This window comes from Pseudomonas sp. JL3 (assembly GCF_031570575.1).
Taxonomy (GTDB): Bacteria; Pseudomonadota; Gammaproteobacteria; order Pseudomonadales; family Pseudomonadaceae; genus Aquipseudomonas; species Aquipseudomonas cucumis.
This window is the reverse complement of record NZ_JAKWJK010000020.1, coordinates 67,061-89,175: the sequence shown is the minus strand read 5'-3', so window position 1 is coordinate 89,175 and position 22,115 is coordinate 67,061. Positions and strand designations below refer to the sequence as shown.

Genomic DNA, 22,115 nt, shown 5'->3' with positions numbered 1-22,115 from the left:
CAGCAGCTGCTACAAGGGCAGTTTCAAGCGTTGAATGGTCAATGGCTTACACGTAGTCGATGGTATGTCGTCTTTTGATGCTTCACAGATGCGTCTAATCTGGATCCATCAACTGAAGCACAGGAAGTGCTCAGGATCACGGATGATCGACCATATGCCAGGATGGCTGCCGACAGGATGTCGCAATGGTCTTGAGAAACCCGCTTAGGCGGGTTTTTTTTTACCTTTGATTTGCCTGATTCTGTCTGCGTGAACCGCTAGATCGCCTGAGCGCGTAGTCGGGCGATGTCCTTGCTCGGCGAGGCGCCAAACAGACGGCTGTATTCACGGCTGAATTGCGAAGGGCTTTCATAGCCCATTTTGTAGCCGACTGACGAAACGTCGCTGTTCTCCGACAACAGCAGCCGCCGCGCTTCCTGCAAGCGCAATTGCTTCTGGTATTGCAATGGGCTCATGGCGGTCACCGATTTGAAGCGGTGATGCAGCGCCGAGGTACTGAGATTGATCATCTGCGCCAGGTTTTCGATGCTCAGGGGCTCGGCGTAATGGCTGTTCAGCCATTCGATAGCACGGCTGATGCGGTGGGTCTGGGTGTCGGGGATGGCGATTTCATGCAAGCGTTGACCCTGCTCGCCGCGCAATAACCGATAGAAAATTTCCTGTTGCGCCAGTGGTGCCAGGGTTGCGATGTCGTCCGGTGTTCCCAGCAACCTCAGTAGCCGCAACACGGCATCTAGTAAGGGGGCGTCGATCCGGTCCAGAAACAGCCCACGTCCAGTATTCCTCACGCCAGGCACCCCAATCGGGCTGACGTCGGCGATCAAACGGCAGATCTGCGCCGGGTCGATGTCCAGACGCAGACACAGATAAGGCCGATCCGCGCTGGCCTCGATCACTTTGCCGGCCAAGGGCAGGGTGACCGACACCACCAGGTAATTGAGCGGGTCGTAGATGTAGCTTTCAGCGGCCAGGCGTACTTCCTTGCGTCCCTCGACAATCACGCACAGTCCCGGTTTGTGCACCGTGTGCAGATCTTCAGTGGGATGGTCGCTGCGGATCAGGTGCAAGTCCTTGACCGGCGTGGCGTGAACGCCGTATTCCGGGGCAAAGCGCTTCATCAGGCTCACCAGTTCGGCGCGCCGAACGTCGACGCCGTCCTGGGCGTTCGCGGAAATAGAAGTCGTCATGCTGAACAATCTCCTGGGCCGATGGTTGAATCGGGCTAGTAAAACCGATTGCGCGCGTGTCGACCAGCCTCGGTTTCGCTGCTACAGGATCGTGCAAGAACCCAGGAGAAACCGGCTAACGAAACCCATCGAAGCGTCCCTAATCTGGACCTGTCGCAACGTCCCCATCCGGGATGTTCCAGCTTCCAGATAAGGAAAAAGTCATGTCCAACATTCAAGGCAAAGTGGTTGTCATTACCGGTGCCAGCAGTGGAATCGGCGAAGCCAGTGCACGTCTTTTGGCCAGTCAGGGCGCCCATGTGGTTCTCGGTGCCCGGCGCGTCGATCGCCTGGAAACACTGGTTGCAGAACTCAACGCGGCCGACCAGAGCGCAGCGTTCAGGGCGGTGGACGTCACCCGCCGCGATGATGTGCAGGCCTTCATCGATTTCGCCGTCGAACGCTTTGGCCGGGTCGATGTAATCGTCAACAACGCCGGAGTCATGCCCCTGTCGAAACTCGAGGCGCTGAAGGTCGAGGAGTGGGACCGGATGATCGACGTCAACATCCGTGGCGTCCTTCACGGCATCGCTGCCGGGTTGCCATTGATGCAGCGTCAGCGCTGCGGCCAGTTCATCAACATTGCCTCCATCGGTGCCTACACCGTCAGCCCGACCGCCGCCGTGTATTGCGCCACCAAATTCGCCGTGCGGGCGATTTCCGAAGGCTTGCGCCAGGAGGTCGGTGGCGATGTGCGAGTCACGGTGATTTCCCCCGGCGTGACCGAATCCGAGCTGGCCGAGAGCATTTCCGATGCCGGTGGCCGCGCCGAAATGCGTGAATTCCGCAAGATTGCCATTCCTGCCGAGGCTATCGCCCGGGCCATTGCCTACGCCATCGATCAGCCGGCCGATGTGGATGTCAGCGAATTGATCGTGCGGCCGACGGCCAGTCCGTTCTGAATCGTCACCTGTCGAAGTCGGGAGAGCTGAAATGACTAAAACATCAGGCAATCAAGACAAATACGTCGGGCTATGGGTCACCGCTGACGGCGTGATCCGCCACCAACTGCTGCCCGGCGGCCGCTACGACGAAGCGCGCGGCCGGCGGGAAAGCGCTTATCTGGGGCGCTATTGGCTGGAGGGTGACCACATCGAATACGTCGACGACACCGGTTTCACGGCTGATGGCGACTTTCGCGACGGGGTGCTCTATCACGCCGGGATGGTGCTGTACCGCCGGCCGGAATGACGCGTCATCGTTTTTATCGAGCAAGTCATGCACTGAAACAGAGGAACCTACTCATGAAAAACTCTCCTAAAATCTGGTTTATCACCGGCGCCTCCAAGGGCCTCGGCTTGGCCCTCGCGCAACAGGTGTTGGCCTTGGGGGATCGCGTCGCCGCCACCTCCCGTAACCTCGGGGAGCTGCAGGCCGCCAGCGAGCGCTTTCTGCCATTGCAAGTCGACTTGATGAATGAATCCAGCGTGGCCAGCGCTATCGCAAGCACCGTTGAAGTCTTCGGCAGCCTTGATGTCGTCGTCAACTGCGCCGGTTACGGCCAGCAGGGCACCTTCGAAGCGCTGTCGGACAGCGAATTGCGGCGCAATTTCGATGTGAATCTGTTTGCGCCGCTCAATGTATTGCGTCACGCCTTGCCGCAGTTGCGGGCGCAGCGCAGTGGGCACGTGATCAATATCTCGTCGATCGTTGGCTTCGATGGCGGTTATGCCGGTTGGGGCAGTTACGTGGCGAGCAAATTCGCCCTAGGTGGCGTGACCGAAGCGCTGGCGGCAGAAGCTCAGGAGTTGGGAATCAAGGCCACCGTGGTTTATCCGGGACCGGTGCGTACGGGATTCCTGTCCAGCGCGTCGCTGGCCGTTGCCGAGCGCAGGATCGATGATTACACCGCCGCGCAAGCCTCACTGGACCTGCACCAGAACACCCTTGATGGTCAGCAGGCCGGCGACCCGGACAAGATTGCCTTGGCAATCATCCAGGCGGCCAACGTCAGCGAGCCACCGCTGCACTTGTTCATGGGCCAGATTGCGGTTGACCTGGCGCAACAGAAAATCGCACAGGTGCAGCAGGACTTGAACCAGTGGAAAGCCACATCGCTGGCGACGGATTTTCCGGCCTGAGTACTGGCTGCGGGGGCGATGGCTCCCGCAGCCATTTTTTTTACTGACGGTCGAGTTTCGCCGCTGCGCGTTCGGTGATTTCCGAGCGCAATTTCAACGATCCGGCAGCGCGCTTTCGGGCTTCATCCAGCACGCTGACCGGCGCTGTCTCGGGACTGCCCGAAGCAAAGGGCGGTGCTGGGGCATATTCCAGCTGCAACTGCACCAGTTGCGCCGTGTCCTTATCGAACAATTCAGCAGCCAGGCTCAGGGCAAAATCGATCCCCGCGGTGATCCCGCCACCGGTCAGCAAATTGCCGTCGCGTACCACTCGATCCTTCACCGGGATCGCTCCTAAAACCCCGAGTAATTCGTGATACGCCCAGTGAGTGGTGGCGCGTTTGCCTTTGAGCAACCCCGCCGCGCCAAGCACCAGCGCACCGGTGCAAACCGAAGTGACATACTTCGCGTTAGCGGCCTGCACCTTGATGAAGTCTAGAGTTTCATCATCCTCCATCAACGGCCCGACGCCGCTGCCGCCGGGAATGCAGATCACGTCCAGTGGCGGGCAATCGTCGAAGGTGATGGTCGGTTTCAGCACCAGCCCGGTGCTTGCGGTGATCGGGACCAGGTCCTTCCAGATCAGGTGCACCTTCACGTCCGGCAGCGAGGCCAGCACGTCATAAGGGCCGGTCAGGTCCAGTTGTTGAACCTGTGGAAACAACAGAAAACCGATCTGCAACGTCATGGCGTTTTTTCTCCTGATTGGGGTGGACGGCTTCACTGTAGGCTCGTAGGATCTGGCGCATACGCCAATAACCCCACGAATTACGCCAAACATGCCAAACAACCCGAAAACCATTCATGTGCTGGCCTTTGCCAATGTGCAATTGCTCGACGTCACCGGGCCGTTGCAGGTGTTCGCCTCGGCCAACGACATTGCTCGCCAGCAAGGTTTGCCGCCACCCTATGCGCCGTCGGTGATTGCCAGTGGTGGCGGGGCGGTGATGTCGTCGGCGGGGTTGGCGTTGTTGGCCGAGCCGCTGCCGGATCAGGGCAGTGACACCTTGATCATTGCCGGTGGCTGGGGCGTTTACGCGGCGGCGAAAGACGAGCCGCTGGTGGCCTGGGTGCGTGAGCACGCGACGGGGTGTCGGCGGGTGTCGTCGGTGTGTACCGGGGCGTTTTTGCTGGCGGCCAGCGGTTGGCTCGATGGCCGGCGGGTGGTCACGCACTGGAGCCGTTGCGAGCAATTGGCGCACCAGCATCCCAAACTCCAGGTCGAACCCAACCCTATTTTCATCAACGACGGCCCGGTCTGGACCTCGGCCGGGGTCACTGCGGGCATCGACCTGGCCCTGGCGATGGTCGAGGAAGACCTCGGCCGAACCATGGCCCTGGACGTCGCCCGGCAACTGGTGGTGTTTCTCAAGCGTCCGGGGGGCCAGTCACAGTTCAGCGTGACCCTGTCTTTACAGAAAGAAGGTAATCGTTTCGACGAACTTCATGCCTGGATCAGCGAAAACCTCACCAAGGACCTCGGCATCCCGACCTTGGCCTTGCAGGCCGGGATGAGCGAGCGCAGCTTCGTACGTCATTACCGCGCCGACACCGGCCAGACCCCGGCGCGGGCCATCGAACTGATTCGGGTCGAGACTGCACGACGGCTACTGAGCGACACCGGCGTACCGATCAAACGGGTCGCGGTGCAGTGCGGGTTTGGCAGCGAAGAGACCTTGCGCCGCAGTTTTTTGCGGGCCATGGGCGTGACACCGCAAGCCTATCGCGAGCGGTTTTCCGTCAGCCCTTCAGCAGATCCAGTAATGCCTTGAGCGTCGCTTCGGGCGCTTCCTCGGGAATGTTATGGCCGACGCCCGTCAGCACTCGGCGTTCATAAGGGCCGGTCAACGGCTGATTCAGATTGACCTGAGGTCTTGCTTCTCAGGCTTCCACGTCCGCCACCTGGTTGAAATACTTCGACCGATCCGGCGTAAATGTCACGACCATTTTGGTCCGGGAACAGGTCAGTGCCCGTTCCGCGCTCAGATCAATATCCAGATCTTCCCCGCGCAACCCCTGCCATTGGGCAAGGTATTTCAGACTTCCGTATTTTTCGAGTTTCTTCAGGCTGCGGCTGACGCCACCTTTCCAGCCCAGCACCGGGAGTTCGCCGATGAGGCATTGGTGGGCGAGGTCGGGGAAGCGGGCGGCGCGTTGACGGCCGATTTCCCAGCATTTGATCAAGCCTTTGTCGGGGCCTTCCCACAATTCAATCCTGTTCAGGCCCGATCGGAGTGGGGTATCAATGCTGCGATGGATGCGCTGGGTCATTCTGGTTCCTTGAATTCGGGTTTTGTTGGACAGCTCCGCTGTGCCCGTTGAGCGTGGATGGTAGGGATGGATGCAGGTGCTGGCAACAAGGTATTTCCGGATGTAGGAAAGAGTTACCGCGTGTTGATTGGGCAGGTTTGTTTGGTGTTTGTAGGCGTTTGGCCTACACGATCCTGTGGCGAGGGGGCAAGTTCCCTCGCCACAGGTCGTCAGTAGTGTCAGGCGGAGGGTGTTTAAGTTCATTGCTTGTAAGCTTGGATCCTACAAAAAGCGTCGTAAAAGGGGACATTTCCGACGAGTTTTGGCGGTTGTAGGTTAGGAAAGGGAGCCGATAGGCTTTGGGGGTCGTTGCAAATTCAGCGACCGGGTTTGGTCACCCGTGCAATGTCAGGCGTGCAAGCGCCAACGTGAGCATGTCGGCGCTTTTTCTTGTGCTTGTCGGTATGCTTCGCGGTGGGCTGTGCGCGGGGCACTTTCGAGTGCGCCGGGTGCCTGACTTCCCGGTTGACCAACCTGCGTACCGCCCACCACCCATCGTTTGGTCACGACGGTGGTGAGCTTCATGAATGTCAGGAGTTATACCATGGTAAAAGACAGTCCCAATCCCCCCGAAACCGACGACGTTNCTGCGTACCGCCCACCACCCATCGTTTGGTCACGACGGTGGTGAGCTTCATGAATGTCAGGAGTTATACCATGGTAAAAGACAGTCCCAATCCCCCCGAAACCGACGACGTTTCCCCCTACGAATCCCTCGATTCGAAAAAACTCCACGACGCCGCCGAACGCGCGCTCGACCACTACCTCAAACCTACCCCGAAAAAAACCGAAGGCCGTAAGCCAAGCAGGATGTTTCTGGTTGCGCCGGATATGGATAACGAAAGTCTGCTGGCCCATGTCTGCGAATCACTGGCCTCGGCCAGTGTAATGACCAGCGACATTGCCGCGTATGTCGACGCCCCGCAGCGGCATACGCTCCTGGCGATTCAGCAGGTGATCATGCTGGCCGAGCTGGCGGTGAACCGGGTGCTGGATAACGTCGACGTACCGAAGCCTGCGCCACACAGCTGATCCATTGTGGGAACGGGCTTGCTCGCGAAGGCGTCGTGACATTCACCATTGATGTTGTCTGACACACCGCCATCGCGGGCAAGCCCGCTCCCACAGGTTTTGTGAACGCCACAGATCAATGTGGGAGCGGGCTTGCCCGCGATGGCGGCGCCTCGGTCTCAAGGCTGCCAGACGTTTTTCTCCCCGCTCAGCTTCCTGTTCAGAAAGCTCGCCGCGCTGATCAGCGCCAGATGCGTCAATGCTTGCGGAGTGTTGCCCAGGTGTCGGGCGTGGCTGTCGAACTCTTCGGCGTACAACCCCAACGGGTTGGCATACTTCAGCAATTGCTCGAACTCCAGATGCGCCTTTTCTACCTGACCGGCCCGGGCCAGGCATTCGACGTACCAGAACGAGCAGGCGGCGAAGGCGCCTTCGGTGCCGGGCAGGCCGTCGATCTGGCTGTCGTCGTTGCGGTAGCGGTAGACCATGCCCGCGCGCACCAGGTTTTTCTCGATGGCTTCAAGGGTCGCAATCCAGCGCGGATCCTTGGCGCTGACGAAGCGCACCAGCGGCATCAGCAGCATCGAACCATCGAGGCCAGTGCCGCCGATGTGCTGGACGAAATGCCCGCGTTCTTCGTTCCAGAAGTTGCTCCAGATATCGCTGTAGATCGCTTGACGAGTCTGGTCCCAACGGGCGAACGGGGCGGGCAGCGAGCGTTTGGAGGCTAGCCGGATGGCCCGATCCAGCGCCACCCAGCACATCAATCGCGAGTGCAGGAAATCATACCGCTCGCCGCGCATTTCCCAGATGCCGACGTCTTTTTGCTGCCAGGTTTCGCAGACCTGATCGACCACTTCCACGGTGTGTTTCCAGCCTTCGTGGGAGATCGCCTCACCGTACTTGTTGACCAGGTACACCGCGTCCAACAACTCGCCGAAGATGTCGAGCTGGATTTGCTCGTAGGCCTGATTGCCGATGCGTACCGGCGTCGCGCCGCCATGGCCGGACAAGTGCGCCAGTTCGACTTCCGGCAACTCCTGGCGGCCGTCGATGGCATACAGAATATTGAGTTTCATCGGCTTGCCGCGGCAATCACTGACCCTGCCACGCAGCCAGCGCATATAAGCATTGGCTTCCTCGACGAAGCCCAGGCGCATGAAGGCATAGACGGTAAACGAGGCATCGCGGATCCAGGTGTAGCGGTAGTCCCAGTTGCGTGCGCCGCCGGGTGTTTCCGGCAGGCCGAAGGTGGCGGCGGCGAGGATGGCGCCGTGTTTGCGCGAGGTCAGCAGTTTCAGCGCCAGGGCCGAGCGATTGACCATTTCCCGCCAGCGCCCGCGGTAATTGGACTGGCCGATCCAGTCGCGCCAGAACTTCAGAGTGCGCTCCAGGCACAGATCGGCGGCGCCTTCCTTGAAGCGCGGATCGTCAACGCCGCCGAGCAGAAACTCGGCGCTCTGGCCCTGTTCGAGGGTGAATTCGGCAATCGCTGCATTGCCTTCGACGCGCAAGGGCTGATCCGAACACAGCTGCATGGGCGGCTGCCCGGAGGCCTCGAAATACACACTCTGACCACGCGCCCGGGCCTTGGTGGGAGCCCGCGCATAGTCATGACGCAGGTTGCACAACATCTGAATCGTCGCTTGACCGCTGACCACGCGCACCCGGCGCATCAACATCGGCAAATCATCTTCGCTGTCACCGATGGGCAGCAGGTCGGTGACTTCGACCACCGCATGATCGCTGAGCCAGCGGGTTTGCAGGACGTTGGTGTCGGGCAGGTAGATCTGCTCGCGGCGGGCGTCGGGCAGGTCCGGGGCCAGTTGAAGAATGCCGGCTTCGGGGCTGTCCAGCAGCGCGCAGAAGATCGACGGGCTATCGAATTCCGGCCAGCAGAAAAAATCCACGCTGCCCTTGTCGTTGACCAGCGCCGCGCTGCGCATGTCGCCAATGATGCCGTGGGCGTCGATGGCGCTTTGTCGTTCGGAATGATCAGCCATTGCTGCAGTGCTCCGGGGGCTGAGGGCCTAACTAGCTGACCGGTTTGAGCTACAGAGAGTTCATTTGCCGGCAAACTGCCGTTCACACTCAACCAACAATTCGACGCAGGCTCGCAGGCTCGGCAGCTGCTACAAAGCGTGCGTTAACCCCACAGACTAATTCTCATCGCACCCCATCCGTTCTCCTAAACAGATAACCAATTGAGGTAAGTGCGGTGACAAAGCTGACACTGCTGTGCCTGCCCTATTCGGGCGCCAGCGCCATGGTTTATAGCCGTTGGCGGCGCCAGTTGCCGCCGTGGCTGCACTTGCAGCCGGTGGAGTTGCCAGGGCGGGGCGCCCGTTACGACGAACCCTTGCAGACCGATATGCGCGCCCTGGCCCTGCAATTGGCCAGGGAACACAAGCCGTCCTTGCACGGCCCATACGCCTTGTTCGGTCACAGCCTGGGGGCGTTGCTGGCCTGCGAGATGGCTCACGCCTTTCGTGCCCTCGGTGCTCCTGAGCCGGTGGCGCTGTTTGCTTCAGGCACGGCCGCCCCGACCATGCGCAGCGACTATGACCGTGGCTTCGCCGAGCCCCAGACTGACGAACAGTTGATCGAGCAACTGCGCACTTTCCAGGGCACCAGCGAGGCTGTGTTGGCCAATCAGGAGTTGATGAGCCTGACGCTGCCGATCCTGCGCGCCGATTTCATGCTCTGCGGGCGCTTCCGTCCGATGCAGCGCCCGCTGCTCAAGTGCCCCGTGCATGTGCTCGGCGGCAAGGAAGACAAGGCTACCACCGAGCAATTGATCGGTTGGAGCCAGGAAACCCTGGGCAGTTTCTCGGTGGACATGATGACCGGCGGGCATTTCTTCATTCATGAGCATGAAGCCAAAGTGATCCGGATTATCAAGAATCATCTGGAAGTCCATCAGCGCCGTCATGCGCAACTGGCCGCGCCGGTTTTTTAACGCGCGCGGTTCACTTTATCGGTGTTAACAGGAGGCCCGTCATGGGTGTTGCTGTGGGTTTTGCCGTGCGGCCGTTGCTGCCGGCGCGGGGTCGTTTGCCGCTGTTGGTGGAGGCGACCGAGCCGAATACCAGCCTGTTGGCGGTGTTCGATGAATTGAATGAGCTGGTGGATGAGCATTTGCTGCGTGACGGCGGCATTCTGTTTCGCGGGTTCCAGCTGGATGGCGCCGAGCAGTTCCGCCAATTCGCCGCCGGCTTCGGCCATCCGCTGCTCAATTACGAGTTCGGCTCGACGCCGCGCACCAACGTCACCCAAGGGGTCTACACCTCCACCGAATACCCGGCGCATCAGAGCATTCCGTTGCACAACGAGCAGGCCTACTCCCGGGACTGGCCGATGAAAATCTGGTTCTACAGCATGATCGCCGCCACCTCGGGCGGTGAAACGCCGATTGCCGACAGCCGGGAAGTCTATCGCCGCATGCCTGTGGCGATCCGCGAGCGCTTCGTCAACAAAGGCCTGATGTACGTGCGCAATTTCGGTAACGGGCTGGACGTGGCCTGGGAGCAAGTGTTCAACACCCAGGACCGCGCGGTGGCCGAGGCCTACTGCAAGGCCCACGGCATCATTTGCGAGTGGAAGGACGACGGAGAATTGCGCACCCGCCAGACCTGCCAGGCGGTGGCGCGGCATCCGGTGACCGGCGATTGGGTCTGGTTCAATCAGGCTCACCTGTTCCACATATCCAACCTTCAGCCGGAGGTGCGCGAAACCCTGCTGGACATCGTCGACGAGGAAGACCTGCCGCGTAACGTCTATTACGGCGACGGCTCGCCCATCGAGGATGAAGTGCTTAATGGAATTCGCGCCGTGCTCGATGACTGCGCCATCAGCTTTCCCTGGCAGGAGGGCGATGTGCTGATGCTCGACAACATGCTCTCGGCCCACGCCCGCGCGCCCTTCGAAGGCAAGCGCAAGGTGATTGTCGCGATGGCCGAAGGGCATTCCCAGGACGCGCGCTGAACTGAAAGCGCCCTGACACGCCTGTCGCCGAAGCTGGTCTTGCACCGGCTTCGGCGTTTTTGTGCGCTGTCCACTGTTGGGTCTAATGCCTGATGCGGAACCTGTGGGAGCGGAATTAACCGTTGGGCCCACGTTTGTCAGTGCCGCTAAATCATCGCGTCAGCCATTCGTTCTTGTTGATACGACCGGGCCTCCTGGTCACGCCGCCGATCAGCAAGGACCCAATGCATGAATGCCGCAGACGCACAGAAACTCGCCCGCCGTTTTATCGAACTGCCGCAGGACAAGCGCCGCTTGTTTCTGGCGGGCATGGCCCGCGAAGGCATCGATTTTGCGCAGCTTCCCATGACCTCCTGCGTCGGGGTCGACGAGCGTGACGGCCTGTCCTATGCCCAGCAGCGGATGTGGTTCCTCTGGCAGCTGGACCCGCAGAGCGCGGCCTACAACCTGCCGATGGCGGTGTGCCTGAACGGTGCGCTGCAAACCGAGGCGCTTGAGCGCGCGTTCAGCCTGCTGGTGGCGCGCCATGAGTGTCTGCGCACCACCTTCGGCCAGGAGGGCGAGCGTGCGTTCCAGCGGGTGACCGAACCCCATGACCTGACACTGGCGATCAACGACCTGAGTGCCTTGCCTGAGGATCGGCGCTGGCCGCAGGCGCAGCAGTACATGATGGCTGAAGCCACTCAGGCGTTCGATTTGCAACAGGGGCCGCTGCTGAGCATTCGCCTGTTGCGCCTGGCCGAACAGGAGCACGTACTGCTGCTGACGCTGCACCACATCATTGCCGATGGCTGGTCGATGAACATTCTGATCGACGAGTTCATGCGCACCTACGACGGGTTGGTGGCAGGGCGGCAACCGACCTTGCCGGAACTGACCGTGCACTACCGCGACTATGCCCTGTGGCAACGCAGCTGGCTGGAAGCCGGGGAGCGCGAGCGTCAGCTCGATTACTGGCGTACGCAGTTGGGCGAAGAGCACCCGATCCTCGAATTGCCCACCGACCGTGCCTATCCGGCCCAGGCCAGCCACCAGGGCGCGCGTCTGGAAAAGGTCATCGACGGAGCCCTGCGCCAGGCGCTGAAAACCCTCGCCCAGCGTCAGGGTGTGACGCTGTTCGTGGTGCTGCTGGCCGCCTTCAAGACCTTGCTGCATCGCTACAGCGGCCAGACCGACATCCGTGTCGGCGGCTTGATCGCCAACCGCACCCGCAGTGAAACCGAAGGCCTGATCGGCTTCTTCGTCAACACCCAGATCCTGCGCAGCGAGGTCACCCCGCAGACCCGCTTCAGCGACCTGCTGCAGAGCCTGCGTCAGGCGGCGCTGGGCGCCCAGGCCCATCAGGAGCTGCCGTTCGACGCGTTGATCGAAGCCCTGCAACCGGCCCGCAGCCAGAGTCACAATCCACTGTTTCAGGTGATGTTCAATCACCAGCCGCTGGTGACCGATCTGCAGGATGTGCGGCTCGATTGCGGTTTGCAGGTCGGCTATCTGAGTGAGCAGCAACTGGCCGGCAGCGGGCGTCAGCATGCAGCCACCAGCGACTTGATGCTCGACACCCGGGAGGAGGGCGAGCAATTGTTCGCCGCGTTTACCTACGCTACCGACCTGTTCGACGCACAGACCATTGCCGCGTTGGCCGAGCATTGGCACAACGTGCTGGTGTCGGTCTGCCGTGACCCGCAACAACCGTTGGGCGAGGTGGCGATGCTCGGCACGGATGAGCGCGAGCGCTTGATTCAACCCGTCGCCATCCCGGCGTCGCTGTCCGGCATGCCGCAGCTGTTCGAGGCCCAGGCTGCGCGCATTCCCGACACCAGCGCCGTGATCCTGGCGGGCGAGCAGTCGGCCTCACTCAGTTATGCCCAATTGAATGTTCGCAGCAATCGTCTGGCTCATCAGTTGCGCGCCAAGGGCGTCGGCCCCGATGTGCTGGTCGGTGTGGCGTTGGGGCGCTCGCTGGAACTGGCCGTGGCATTGCTGGCCGTGCTCAAGGCCGGCGGCGCCTATGTGCCGCTAGACCCGCACACCCCGGCTGAACGCTTGCGCCATGTGCTCGATGACAGCGGACTGAAACTGTTGCTGACCGAAAGCCCGCTGCTGAGCAGCCTGCCGGCGCTCGATGGCATCGACTGCCTGTGTCTGGACCAACTGCCGGACAGTGATGCTGAGAATCAAGTAAACCTGCAAGTGACAGTGGATCCGCAGAACCTCGCCTACGTGATTTACACCTCCGGCTCCACCGGCCAGCCAAAGGGCGTGGCCGTCAGCCACGGCGCACTGAGCGAATTCATCGCGCGTGCGATCGACTACAGCGATTTGCGCGAAGGCGATCGCGTGCTGCAATTCGCCACCAGCAGTTTTGACGGTTTCGTCGAGCAATTCTTCCCGCCGCTGTGCCATGGCGCCTGCGTCGTCCTGCGCGATGCGGGCCTGTGGGACAGTGCGACCTTGCATCAGGTGATCGTCGAACAGGGCATCACCCTGGCGGATTTGCCGGCCGCTTATTGGTATTCGGTGGTGCAGGATTACGCAGCCAATCCGCCTGCCCACTTCGGCGCCTTGCGCCAGATTCATGTGGGCGGCGAGGCGATGGCGGTGGATGGGCTGCGCCTGTGGCAGCGCGCCGGGCTGGGCCATGTTCGTTTGCTCAACACTTACGGCCCGACCGAAGCGACGGTGGTTTCGACCATCCACGATTGCAGCGCGTTGATCGCCGAGGCGGTGTCGTGGCGCGGCATACCGATCGGTCACGGCCTGGCGCAACGCCGGTTGTACGTGCTCGACGACGATTTGAACCTGCTGCCGCAAGGGGCGGTGGGCGAGTTGTACATCGGCGGGCCGGGCCTGGCCCGTGGTTATCACCGGCAGCCGACGCTCAGCGCCCAGCGGTTTATCGCCGATCCGTTCGCGGTCGGCGAGCGCCTGTATCGCACCGGCGACCGTGCCCGGCTGCGGGACGACGGCGCGGTGGAGTACATCGGCCGTATCGATCACCAAGTGAAGATCCGCGGGTTCCGCATTGAGTTGGGGGAAATCGAATCGCGGTTGCAGCAATGCCCAGGGATTCGTGAGGCGGTGGTGCTGGCCTTGCCTCTGACCGGTGGTGCGCAACTGGTGGCGTACCTGGTCGTCGATCAGCGCGTGCTCGGCAGCACGGCGGAGCAGGCGATTCTGCGTCAGCAAATCCGGGCCTCGCTGCAGAAGAACCTGCCGGACTACATGGTGCCCGGCCATTTGCTGCTGTTGCCGCGTTTGCCCCTGACCCCCAGCGGCAAACTCGACCGCAAGGTTTTGCCGATCCCCGATCCGAGCCAATTGCAGAGTGCCTACCGCGCACCGCAAACCGACACCGAACAGGCTCTGGCGCAGATCTGGATCGAAGTGCTGCAAGTGCCACGGGTCGGTGTCGATGACCATTTCTTCGAGTTGGGCGGGCATTCGTTGCTGGCCGCGCAAGTGATCGCCCGGATCAAAAGCCAATTGGGCGTGGTGCTGCCGCTGCGCAGCCTGTTCGAGACACCGCTGCTGGGTGATCTGGCCCTGGAGTTGGCCGCGCTGGCAGACGGTGCAAGCGATAACGACTGGTCCGACATGGATCAGTTCATGAGTTCTTTGGAGGGAGTTGAAGTATGAGCGGCACTATGGCGGAGCGTATCGCTAAAAGGTTCGTCGGTTTGCCGCTGGAGCAACGTCGACTGTTTCTCGCCAAACTGCGCGAGGAGGGCAAGGACTTCAGCCTGCTGCCGCTGCCGGTCAGTCGTCACGACTGCGCGGTGATCCCGCTCTCGTTTGCCCAGCAGCGCCTGCTGTTTCTCTGGCAGCTCGACCCGCAAAGCGCCGCGTACAACATGGCCGCCGGCCTGCGCTTGCACGGGCAGTTGAACGAGGCAGCGTTGGTGCGTTCCTTCGATCATCTGGTGGCGCGCCATGAAGTGCTGCGCACGGTGTTCCAGACCGACAACGACCAGCCGAGCCAGGTCATCCTCGAGCAGCAGAGCGTGCCACTGCAACGCATCGATCTGTCGAACGTCGCCGTGCAAGAGCGTGAAGCCGAGCTGACGCGGCGGGTTCAGGAAGCGGCTGCGCAACCGTTCGATTTGCTCCACGGGCCATTGCTGCGGGCCAGCCTGTTCTGTCTGGCGGACGATGAACATGTGCTGATCGTGAGCATGCACCACATCGTCTCCGATGGCTGGTCGATGGACGTCATGGTCAAGGAATTCGTGCACTGCTATCAGGCCTTCAGCCTGGAGCGCGAACCGCAGTTGCCGGCGTTGCCGTTGCAGTACGCCGACTACGCGATCTGGCAGCGCCGCTGGCTGGAGGCTGGCGAGGGCGAGCGGCAACTCGATTACTGGCGCCAGCAGCTGGGTGAAGAGCATCCGCTGTTGGACGTGGCGGCGGATTTCCCCCGGCCGCTGACCCAGAGCTTTGAAGGCCAGACCCTGAGCTTTGATTTCGGTGCGGACCTGTCCCGGCAGTTGAACGGGTTTGCCCGGGCTCAGGGCATCAGTTTGTTCATGCTGGTGCTGGCCGGGTTTTCGCTATTCCTGTCGCGTCTTGGCGGCCAGCGCGATATTCGCGTCGGCGTGCCTAACGCCAACCGCGGGCGCTCCGAGGTCGAAGGGCTGATCGGCTTTTTCGTCAACACTCAGGTATTGCGTTGCCAGGTCGATGAGCGCGGCAGCTTCGACGATTTGCTGGCCCGGGTCCGGGAAGCATCGTTCGGTGCCCAGGCCCATCAGGAACTGCCCTTCGAGCAACTGGTGGATGAACTGGTGCCCGAGCGAACCCTGGGGCATAACCCTTTGTTCCAGGCCAAGTTCAACCAGAACGTCGGCATGCAGACCCAGCGTTCGATGAACCTGCCGGGCCTGAGCGTCACCGAGTATCCACTGGACAAAGAAGGCACGCACTTCGATCTGGCGCTGGACATCACCGATGACGGCACGCTGATCCACGGGCAAATGACCTACGCCAGTGATCTGTATGAACACTCGACCATCGAAGGGTTTATCCCGACGCTGCTCGGCCTGTTCCGCGAATTGCTCAGTGCCCCGCAGGCGCCGTTGCACACACTTGCAGCCACATCGGTGCAGCCGGCGCTGGCGCCATTGGAACCGGCGGAGTCGGTGTTGCAGCAATGGGATCGCCAGGTGGCCGCACAGCCTGAAGTGCTGGCCGCGCGCTGCGTTGAGCGGACATTGAGTTTTCAGGCGCTGGATCAGGACGCCAATCGCCTGGCCCACTACCTGCGTGCGCAGGGCGTGCAGAGCGGGCAGCCAGTGGCGGTGCTGATGGAGCGCTCACTGGAATGGCTGACCTGTGTGTTAGGGGTGATCAAGGCCGGGGCGGTGTACATGCCGCTGGACGTCAAGGCGCCGGCCGCGCGATTGCAGCAGATGCTCGCAGGCGCGCAGGCGAAAGTCCTGCTGTGTGCCGCAGGCGACTCGCGGGAAAACACACTGGTGGTCGCCGGTTGCCAAGGGCTGGCCTTCTCGCCTGAACGCTGGCAGGACCAGCCGACGACGAAGCCTTCGCTGACTGTGTCGGCGGATGCACCGGCCTATGTGATTCACACCTCCGGTTCCACCGGCCAACCCAAAGGCGTGCTGGTAAGCCACGGCGCCCTGGCCAGTTATGTGCGCGGTGCGCTGGAACGTCTGGCGCTGGAGCCGGCGGCGAGCATGGCGCTGGTTTCAACCATTGCCGCGGACCTGGGGTTTACCGTGCTGTTCGGCGCCTTGTGTTCCGGTCGCTTGTTGCATGTATTGCCCGAAGAGCTGGGCTTCGACCCGGACCGGTTTGCCGATTACATGGCTGAGCACCAAGTGGGCGTATTGAAGATCGTGCCGGGGCATTTGTTGGCGCTGATGCAAGCATCTCGGGCCGCCGATGTGTTGCCGCAACACGCACTGATCGTGGGCGGTGAGGCCTGCTCGCCGGCATTGCTGGAGCAGGTGCGGCGACTCAAGCCGGGCTGCCGGTTCATCAACCACTATGGCCCGAGTGAAACCACGGTCGGCGTGCTGACCCATGAGCTCAAGGATCTCGACTCGGGTGCCCGCAGCGTGCCGGTCGGCCGTCCGTTGTCGGGCGCGCATGTCTACGTGCTGGACGATGTGCTCAACGCGGTCGCCGATCAGGTGGCGGGCGAACTGTACATCGGCGGCGACAGTGTGGCGCTGGGTTATCTGGGGCAGCCGGGGCTGACCGCCGAACGCTTCCTGCCGGATCCGTTTGGCGCCGTCGGGGCTCGGGTATACCGCAGCGGTGACCGGGTGCGCCGCAATCGTCAGGGCGCGCTGGAGTTCATCGGTCGTGCCGACGATCAGGTCAAGGTGCGCGGCTATCGCGTGGAGCCAGCGGAAGTCGCCCGTGTATTGCTGGGCCTGAGCGGCGTGAGCGAAGCCGCGGTGCTGGCCTTGCCGCTGGACGGTGATGAAACACGCCTGCAACTGGTGGCTTACTGCGTGGCCGCGCCAGAATTGCCATTGAATGTCGACGCCTTGCGGCAGCAATTACAGACCTGTCTGCCGGAGTATATGGTGCCGGCGCAGATCGTTGTGCTGGAGCGTCTGCCGCTGACCGCCAACGGCAAACTGGACAAGCGTGCCTTGCCAGCGCCGGGGCTGGTGACGCAGCAATTTGTTGCTCCGGTGGGCGAGATCGAACAGAAACTCGCCGCCATCTGGGCCGATGTCCTGAAACTTGAACAGGTGGGCAGTACCGATAACTTCTTCGAGCTGGGTGGCGATTCGATTCTCAGCCTGCAGATCATCGCCCGGGCCAAACGCCAGGGCATCAAGCTGACCCCCAAGCAACTGTTCGAGAAGCAGACCATCGGCCAGTTGGCGGCAGTGACCAAGCTGATCGAGAGCAAACCGGCGGCCAGCGTCGCGCAAAAAATCAGCGGCGAGCTGCCGTTGTTGCCGATCCAGGCCCGCTTCTTCCAGACCGACATTCCCCAGCGTCACCACTGGAACCAGTCGGTGATGTTGCAGCCGCAATCCCCCCTCGACGCGGCCCATCTAAGCAACGCATTGGCCGCCCTGATCGAGCAGCACGACGCGTTGAACCTGAGTTTCCAGGCGTCGGGCGAGACTTGGCAGGCGACATTCCAGGCGCAGCGCCACACAGACCTGTTGTGGGTGCGGGCACTGGACGACCTTGCCGATTTATCAGCGCTGGCCACCGAGGCCCAGCGCAGTCTCGATCTGCAACAGGGTCGGCTGGTGCGCGCGGTGCTGGTGAACCTGCCTGACGCTACACAACGTTTGCTGTTGGTGATCCATCACTTGGTAGTGGATGGCGTGTCCTGGCGGGTGCTGCTGGAAGATTTGCAGCAGGCCTATACCGCGTTGACGGCAGGCAAGGCGATTGTGTTGCCGAGCAAAAGCAGTTCGCTCCAGGCTTGGGCGCAACACCTGCACCGTTACGGGCAGAGCGATGCTTTGAAAGCTGAGCGTGACTACTGGCAGCGCACGCTGGAGGGCGGTAATAGCGACTTGCCGAGGGATTTCCTTGAGACGGTCCAGACTCGCCGTCAGGCCGCTCGGGCCACTTCACGTCTGAATAAAACACTGACCCACGCACTGCTCAAAGTGGCACCGGCCGCCTATCGCACCCAGATCAATGACTTGTTGCTGACCGCCCTGGCGCGGGTGCTGTGTGACTGGAGCGAACAGGATTCGGTGCTGATCCAGCTTGAAGGCCACGGTCGCGAAGACCTGTTCGACGACCTGGATTTGAGTCGCACCGTCGGCTGGTTCAGCAGCCTGTTCCCGGTGCGCCTGACCCCACAAGCAGAGCCGGGCACTTCGCTGTGCGCGATCAAGGAACAACTGCGAGCGGTGCCGGGCAAAGGCATCGGCTATGGCGTGCTGCGCTACCTCGCAGGCTTCGAACCGCTGCATAACTTGGCGCCGCCGCGCATCACGTTCAACTACCTCGGGCAGTTCGACGGTGCGTTCAGTGCCGCTGACGGCGCGCTGTTCGTGCCGACCGCCGAAAGCACCGGTGAGCATCAGGACGATGATGCGCCCTTGGGCAACTGGCTGAGTATCGACGGCCAGGTCTACGGCGGCGAGCTGGAATTGAGCTGGACGTTCGGCCAGGGCATGTACCGCCCGCAAACCATTCAGGCGCTGGCCGACGCCTATTGCCATGAACTGGAACGACTGATCGAACATTGCACCGCCGGTGAGCATGCCGGGGTCACGCCGTCGGACTTCAATCTGCTGCGTCTGTCGCAAGCGCAACTGTCGGCGCTGCCGGTACCGGCGCGGGAGATCAGCGATCTCTATCCGTTGTCGCCGATGCAGCAGGGCATCCTGTTCCACAGCCTCAACGAGCCGGACGGCCCGGCGTACACCAATCAGTTGCGGGTCGATGTGCGGCAGCTGGACGCCGAGCGTTTCCGTCAGGCCTGGCAGCAGACGCTGGAGGCCCATGAGATTCTGCGCACAGTATTCGTCTGGCCCGAAGACGCCGATGCGGCGGTGCAGATTGTCCGGCAGACGGTGCAGATGCCCATGACTGTGCAGGACTGGCGTGGTCGTGATGACCTTCAAGCGGCGCTCGATCAGTTGGCCCGGGAGGATCTGGCCGCCGGTTTCGAACTGGACCAGGCCCCGCTGTTGCGCGTGCTGCTGGTGCAAACCGGTGAGGCGCAGCATCACTTGATCTACACCAGTCATCACATCTTGATGGACGGCTGGAGCACCTCACAGTTGTTCGGCGAGGTGTTGCAACGCTATGCCGGCATGACGCCGTCGGCGACCCCGGGACGCTATCGCGATTACATTGAGTGGCTGGGCCAGCGCGATGTTCAGGCCAGTCGCGAGTTCTGGACGTCGGCATTGGCTGACCTTCAGGAGCCGACCCGCCTGGCCAGCGCCATGCCGGTCAGTCAGACGCCGGCCAGCGGTTATGCCGATTACCAACATGTGTTCAACGAACAACAAACCGGTGATTTGAACCGCTTCGCCCGCGAACAGAAAGTCACCCTCAATACCCTGATGCAAGCCGCGTGGCTGGTGCTGTTGCAGCGCTATACCGGCCAGGCCACCGTGGCTTTCGGCGCCACTGTGGCCGGTCGCCCGACGGACTTGCCCGGCGTCGAGCAGCAGATCGGCCTGTTCATCAATACCCTGCCGGTGGTGGCTTCGCCGTCTGCCGAGATCCCGGTCGGCCAGTGGATTCAGCAGGTGCAGAGCCTCAACCTGGCCCTGCGCGAACATGAACACACGCCGCTCTACGACATCCAGCGTTGGGCGGGGCAGGGCGCGGGTGCGCTCTTCGACAGTATTCTGGTGTTCGAGAACTACCCGATGGCCGAAGCGTTGGCCCAAGGCTCTGCCACCGGGCTCGAGTTTTCCACCCTCTCGCGTCAGGAGCAGACCCACTATCCACTAACGCTGGTGGCGGTCACCGGTCGTGAGTTGACCCTGGGCTTGAGCTTCGATCAGGCCTGTTTCGATCACGCCATCATCGCCGACCTGAGCACCCAGCTCGAAAGCCTGATGATGCAATTCATGACGGATGCTTCGCGGCCTCTGGGGGCGTTGCAACTGCTGGACGGCGCACCGCGTCAAGCGGCTGTCGACTGGGGCAAGGCCGCGGTCACGGCGCTTGATTCGCGCAGTGTGGTCGAACGGATTGACGCGCAGGTACAACGCCAACCACAGGCTGCGGCGGTGTTGTTCGCCGAGCAGACCCTCGATTACCGCACCCTCGACGCCCGGGCTAATCGACTGGCGCATAAGCTGCAAGCGCTGGGTGTCGGGCCGGAAGTGCGGGTTGGCGTGTGCATGCGCCGAACGCCAGACATGCTGGTCGGGCTGCTGGCGATCCTCAAGGCCGGCGGTGCCTACGTGCCGCTGGACCCGGAGTATCCGCAAGAGCGCTTGCTGCACATGCTCGAGGACAGTTGCGCAGCGGTGCTGCTGACCGAAGCCGCGTTGCAGGCGATGTTGCCCGAGGCGTTGCCGTCTCAAGTGCTGTTGGTCGAAGAGGGCGCCGAATGGCTCGCCGGGTATCCGTCCACGGCGCCCGTCAGCCGGATCGTGGCGCAGAATCTGGCCTACGTCATTTACACCTCCGGCTCCACCGGCAAGCCCAAAGGCGTGGCGATCACCCACGCTAACCTCGCGGCGCTGATCCAGTGGTCGCAAGGTGTTTACCGCGATGAGCAGATGCGTGGCGTGCTGGCCTCGACCTCGATCTGCTTCGACCTGTCGGTGTGGGAGATTTTCGTCACCCTGGCCAGCGGTGGTTGCATGGTGCTGGCGGACAACGCCCTGGCGCTGTCCGAGTTGCCGGCCCGTGAGCAAGTGACGCTGATCAACACGGTGCCGTCGGCGATTGCCGCGCTGCAACGGGCCGGGCAGATTCCGGCGTCGGTCACGACCATCAATCTGGCCGGCGAGCCGCTCAAGCAGACGCTGGTCGACACGCTGTATGCCAGCACCTCGGTCCAGCAGGTTTATGACCTGTACGGGCCGTCGGAAGACACCACCTATTCGACCTTCACCCTGCGCGTTGCCAACGGCCGGGCGAACATCGGGCGGCCACTGGACAACACCGTGGCCTACCTGCTCGACAGCCAGTTGCAGGTGCTGCCGGCAGGGCTGGCGGCCGAGTTGTACCTGGCCGGTGCCGGCGTGACCCGAGGCTATCTGCTGCGTCCCGGCCTGACCGCTGAACGCTTCGTGCCGGACCCGTTCGCCACCAACGGTGAGCGGCTGTATCGCACCGGCGATCTGGTGCGCCAGGGGCCAGACGACACGATTGAGTACATCGGTCGTGCCGACCATCAAGTGAAGATTCGCGGCTTCCGCATCGAACTGAGCGAGATCGAAGCTCGGTTGCTGGAGCAACCCGATGTGCGCGAAGCCGTGGTGCTCGCGCAGGAGGGCGCGGCGGGCAAGCATCTGCACGCCTACGTCGTAGCGAGCCAACCGGGCAATTTATCGTTGGTGGAAACCCTGCGCGCGGCTCTGGCCAGTCGCTTGCCGGCACACATGGTGCCGGGCCATCTGCACCTGATCGACGCGTTGCCGCTGACCCCCAACGGCAAACTCGACCGCAAGGCCCTGATGGCGCTGGGCGGCAATCCGCTGCAACAGCGTTACGAAGCGCCAAGCACCGAGCTGCAATGGGAAGTGGCGACCATCTGGCAAGAGGTGCTGGAAGTCGAGCGCGTCGGCCTCACGGATAATTTCTTCCAGTTGGGTGGGCATTCGCTGCTGGCGACGCTGGTGGTGACCCGGATCAAGGAGCGCCTGGGGGACAAGGTGCCGCTCAAGGCGCTGTTCGAAGCCGACACCCTGCAAGCGTTCTGCACCCGCATCGAAGCGTTGCGCGTCGATTTATCGCCGGTTCAGGACGAATTGGCTAAATCCCTGGAGGCCCTCAAACGTCTATCCCTCGATGATCTGGAAAAACTGATTTCTTGAGG

The 22,115-nt window shown here is 62.0% G+C and carries 13 protein-coding genes and 1 pseudogene; 9 read left to right on the top strand and 5 right to left on the bottom strand.

What is annotated here, in order from left to right; translation table 11 throughout:
* Positions 1 to 257: 257 nt before the first annotated feature.
* Positions 258 to 1,187 (bottom strand): AraC family transcriptional regulator, encoded by a 930-nt coding sequence (locus MMG91_RS25250; RefSeq protein ID WP_310661052.1) that lies wholly within the window; start codon positions 1,185 to 1,187, stop codon positions 258 to 260.
* A 203-nt stretch (positions 1,188 to 1,390) separates the two neighbouring features.
* Between MMG91_RS25250 and MMG91_RS25245 the strand changes: the two genes are divergently transcribed.
* Genes MMG91_RS25245 through MMG91_RS25235 form a run of 3 tightly spaced genes read left to right on the top strand, consistent with a single transcriptional unit; the run spans position 1,391 to position 3,307 of the window.
* Entirely contained in the window at positions 1,391 to 2,128 is a 738-nt protein-coding gene (locus MMG91_RS25245; protein WP_305502684.1) for an SDR family oxidoreductase, read from the top strand.
* A gap of 31 nt (positions 2,129 to 2,159) precedes the next feature.
* Positions 2,160 to 2,417, top strand: a complete 258-nt coding sequence (locus MMG91_RS25240) for an Atu4866 domain-containing protein (protein WP_305446306.1) — start codon at positions 2,160 to 2,162, stop codon at positions 2,415 to 2,417.
* Between the two features lie 53 nt (positions 2,418 to 2,470).
* Positions 2,471 to 3,307, top strand: coding sequence for an SDR family NAD(P)-dependent oxidoreductase (locus MMG91_RS25235; protein ID WP_310661051.1), 837 nt, complete (start codon positions 2,471 to 2,473; stop codon positions 3,305 to 3,307).
* A 40-nt stretch (positions 3,308 to 3,347) separates the two neighbouring features.
* On the opposite strand, the gene inhA is transcribed toward MMG91_RS25235, so the two are convergent.
* Positions 3,348 to 4,034, bottom strand: a complete 687-nt coding sequence (gene inhA / locus MMG91_RS25230; RefSeq protein ID WP_310661050.1) for an isonitrile hydratase — start codon at positions 4,032 to 4,034, stop codon at positions 3,348 to 3,350.
* A gap of 91 nt (positions 4,035 to 4,125) precedes the next feature.
* On the opposite strand from inhA, the gene MMG91_RS25225 reads away from it, so the two are divergent.
* Positions 4,126 to 5,118, top strand: coding sequence for a GlxA family transcriptional regulator (locus MMG91_RS25225; protein WP_310661049.1), 993 nt, complete (start codon positions 4,126 to 4,128; stop codon positions 5,116 to 5,118).
* Here the strand turns inward: MMG91_RS25225 and MMG91_RS25220 are convergent.
* Positions 5,087 to 5,191, bottom strand: a pseudogene (locus MMG91_RS25220) (alpha/beta hydrolase); the annotation flags it as partial. The gene MMG91_RS25225 and the pseudogene MMG91_RS25220 sit on opposite strands and share 32 nt — an antisense overlap.
* 36 nt (positions 5,192 to 5,227) lie before the next feature.
* The gene (locus MMG91_RS25215; protein WP_310661048.1) at positions 5,228 to 5,617 is read right to left on the bottom strand and encodes a hypothetical protein; all 390 of its coding nucleotides are present in this window, start codon (positions 5,615 to 5,617) and stop codon (positions 5,228 to 5,230) included.
* A 696-nt stretch (positions 5,618 to 6,313) separates the two neighbouring features.
* Here MMG91_RS25215 and MMG91_RS25210 point away from each other — a divergent pair.
* A complete protein-coding gene (locus MMG91_RS25210; protein ID WP_310661047.1) occupies positions 6,314 to 6,688 on the top strand; it encodes a DUF6124 family protein in 375 nt (124 codons plus the stop codon).
* Between the two features lie 158 nt (positions 6,689 to 6,846).
* Here MMG91_RS25210 and MMG91_RS25205 read toward each other — a convergent pair whose 3' ends face one another.
* On the bottom strand, positions 6,847 to 8,670 hold the full coding sequence (locus MMG91_RS25205; RefSeq protein ID WP_310661046.1) for a glycoside hydrolase family 15 protein: 1,824 nt from the start codon (positions 8,668 to 8,670) through the stop codon (positions 6,847 to 6,849).
* Positions 8,671 to 8,885: 215 nt separating this feature from the next.
* On the opposite strand from MMG91_RS25205, the gene MMG91_RS25200 reads away from it, so the two are divergent.
* The 4 genes from MMG91_RS25200 (at position 8,886) to MMG91_RS25185 (ending at position 22,113) form a co-directional block, all read left to right on the top strand.
* On the top strand, positions 8,886 to 9,626 hold the full coding sequence (locus MMG91_RS25200; protein ID WP_310661045.1) for an alpha/beta fold hydrolase: 741 nt from the start codon (positions 8,886 to 8,888) through the stop codon (positions 9,624 to 9,626).
* 41 nt (positions 9,627 to 9,667) lie between these two features.
* Complete coding sequence (locus MMG91_RS25195; RefSeq protein WP_310661044.1) at positions 9,668 to 10,651, top strand: TauD/TfdA family dioxygenase; 984 nt, start codon at positions 9,668 to 9,670, stop codon at positions 10,649 to 10,651.
* Between the two features lie 228 nt (positions 10,652 to 10,879).
* On the top strand, positions 10,880 to 14,287 hold the full coding sequence (locus MMG91_RS25190) for an amino acid adenylation domain-containing protein (RefSeq protein ID WP_310661043.1): 3,408 nt from the start codon (positions 10,880 to 10,882) through the stop codon (positions 14,285 to 14,287).
* Positions 14,284 to 22,113 carry a non-ribosomal peptide synthetase gene (locus MMG91_RS25185; protein ID WP_310661042.1) on the top strand — a complete coding sequence of 2,610 codons (7,830 nt, stop codon included), beginning with the start codon at positions 14,284 to 14,286 and terminating at the stop codon, positions 22,111 to 22,113. The genes MMG91_RS25190 and MMG91_RS25185 overlap by 4 nt, the downstream gene beginning before the upstream one ends.
* Positions 22,114 to 22,115: the final 2 nt, after the last annotated feature.

What these genes read in the sequence shown, in the direction of transcription:
- MMG91_RS25250 (WP_310661052.1), bottom strand. Translation starts at nt 1,187, where the DNA reads ATGACGACTTCTATTTCCGCGAACGCCCAGGACGGCGTCGACGTTCGG.
- MMG91_RS25245 (WP_305502684.1), top strand. Translation starts at nt 1,391, where the DNA reads ATGTCCAACATTCAAGGCAAAGTGGTTGTCATTACCGGTGCCAGCAGT.
- MMG91_RS25240 (WP_305446306.1), top strand. Translation starts at nt 2,160, where the DNA reads ATGACTAAAACATCAGGCAATCAAGACAAATACGTCGGGCTATGGGTC.
- MMG91_RS25235 (WP_310661051.1), top strand. Translation starts at nt 2,471, where the DNA reads ATGAAAAACTCTCCTAAAATCTGGTTTATCACCGGCGCCTCCAAGGGC.
- inhA (WP_310661050.1), bottom strand. Translation starts at nt 4,034, where the DNA reads ATGACGTTGCAGATCGGTTTTCTGTTGTTTCCACAGGTTCAACAACTG.
- MMG91_RS25225 (WP_310661049.1), top strand. Translation starts at nt 4,126, where the DNA reads ATGCCAAACAACCCGAAAACCATTCATGTGCTGGCCTTTGCCAATGTG.
- MMG91_RS25215 (WP_310661048.1), bottom strand. Translation starts at nt 5,617, where the DNA reads ATGACCCAGCGCATCCATCGCAGCATTGATACCCCACTCCGATCGGGC.
- MMG91_RS25210 (WP_310661047.1), top strand. Translation starts at nt 6,314, where the DNA reads ATGGTAAAAGACAGTCCCAATCCCCCCGAAACCGACGACGTTTCCCCC.
- MMG91_RS25205 (WP_310661046.1), bottom strand. Translation starts at nt 8,670, where the DNA reads ATGGCTGATCATTCCGAACGACAAAGCGCCATCGACGCCCACGGCATC.
- MMG91_RS25195 (WP_310661044.1), top strand. Translation starts at nt 9,668, where the DNA reads ATGGGTGTTGCTGTGGGTTTTGCCGTGCGGCCGTTGCTGCCGGCGCGG.
- MMG91_RS25190 (WP_310661043.1), top strand. Translation starts at nt 10,880, where the DNA reads ATGAATGCCGCAGACGCACAGAAACTCGCCCGCCGTTTTATCGAACTG.
- MMG91_RS25185 (WP_310661042.1), top strand. Translation starts at nt 14,284, where the DNA reads ATGAGCGGCACTATGGCGGAGCGTATCGCTAAAAGGTTCGTCGGTTTG.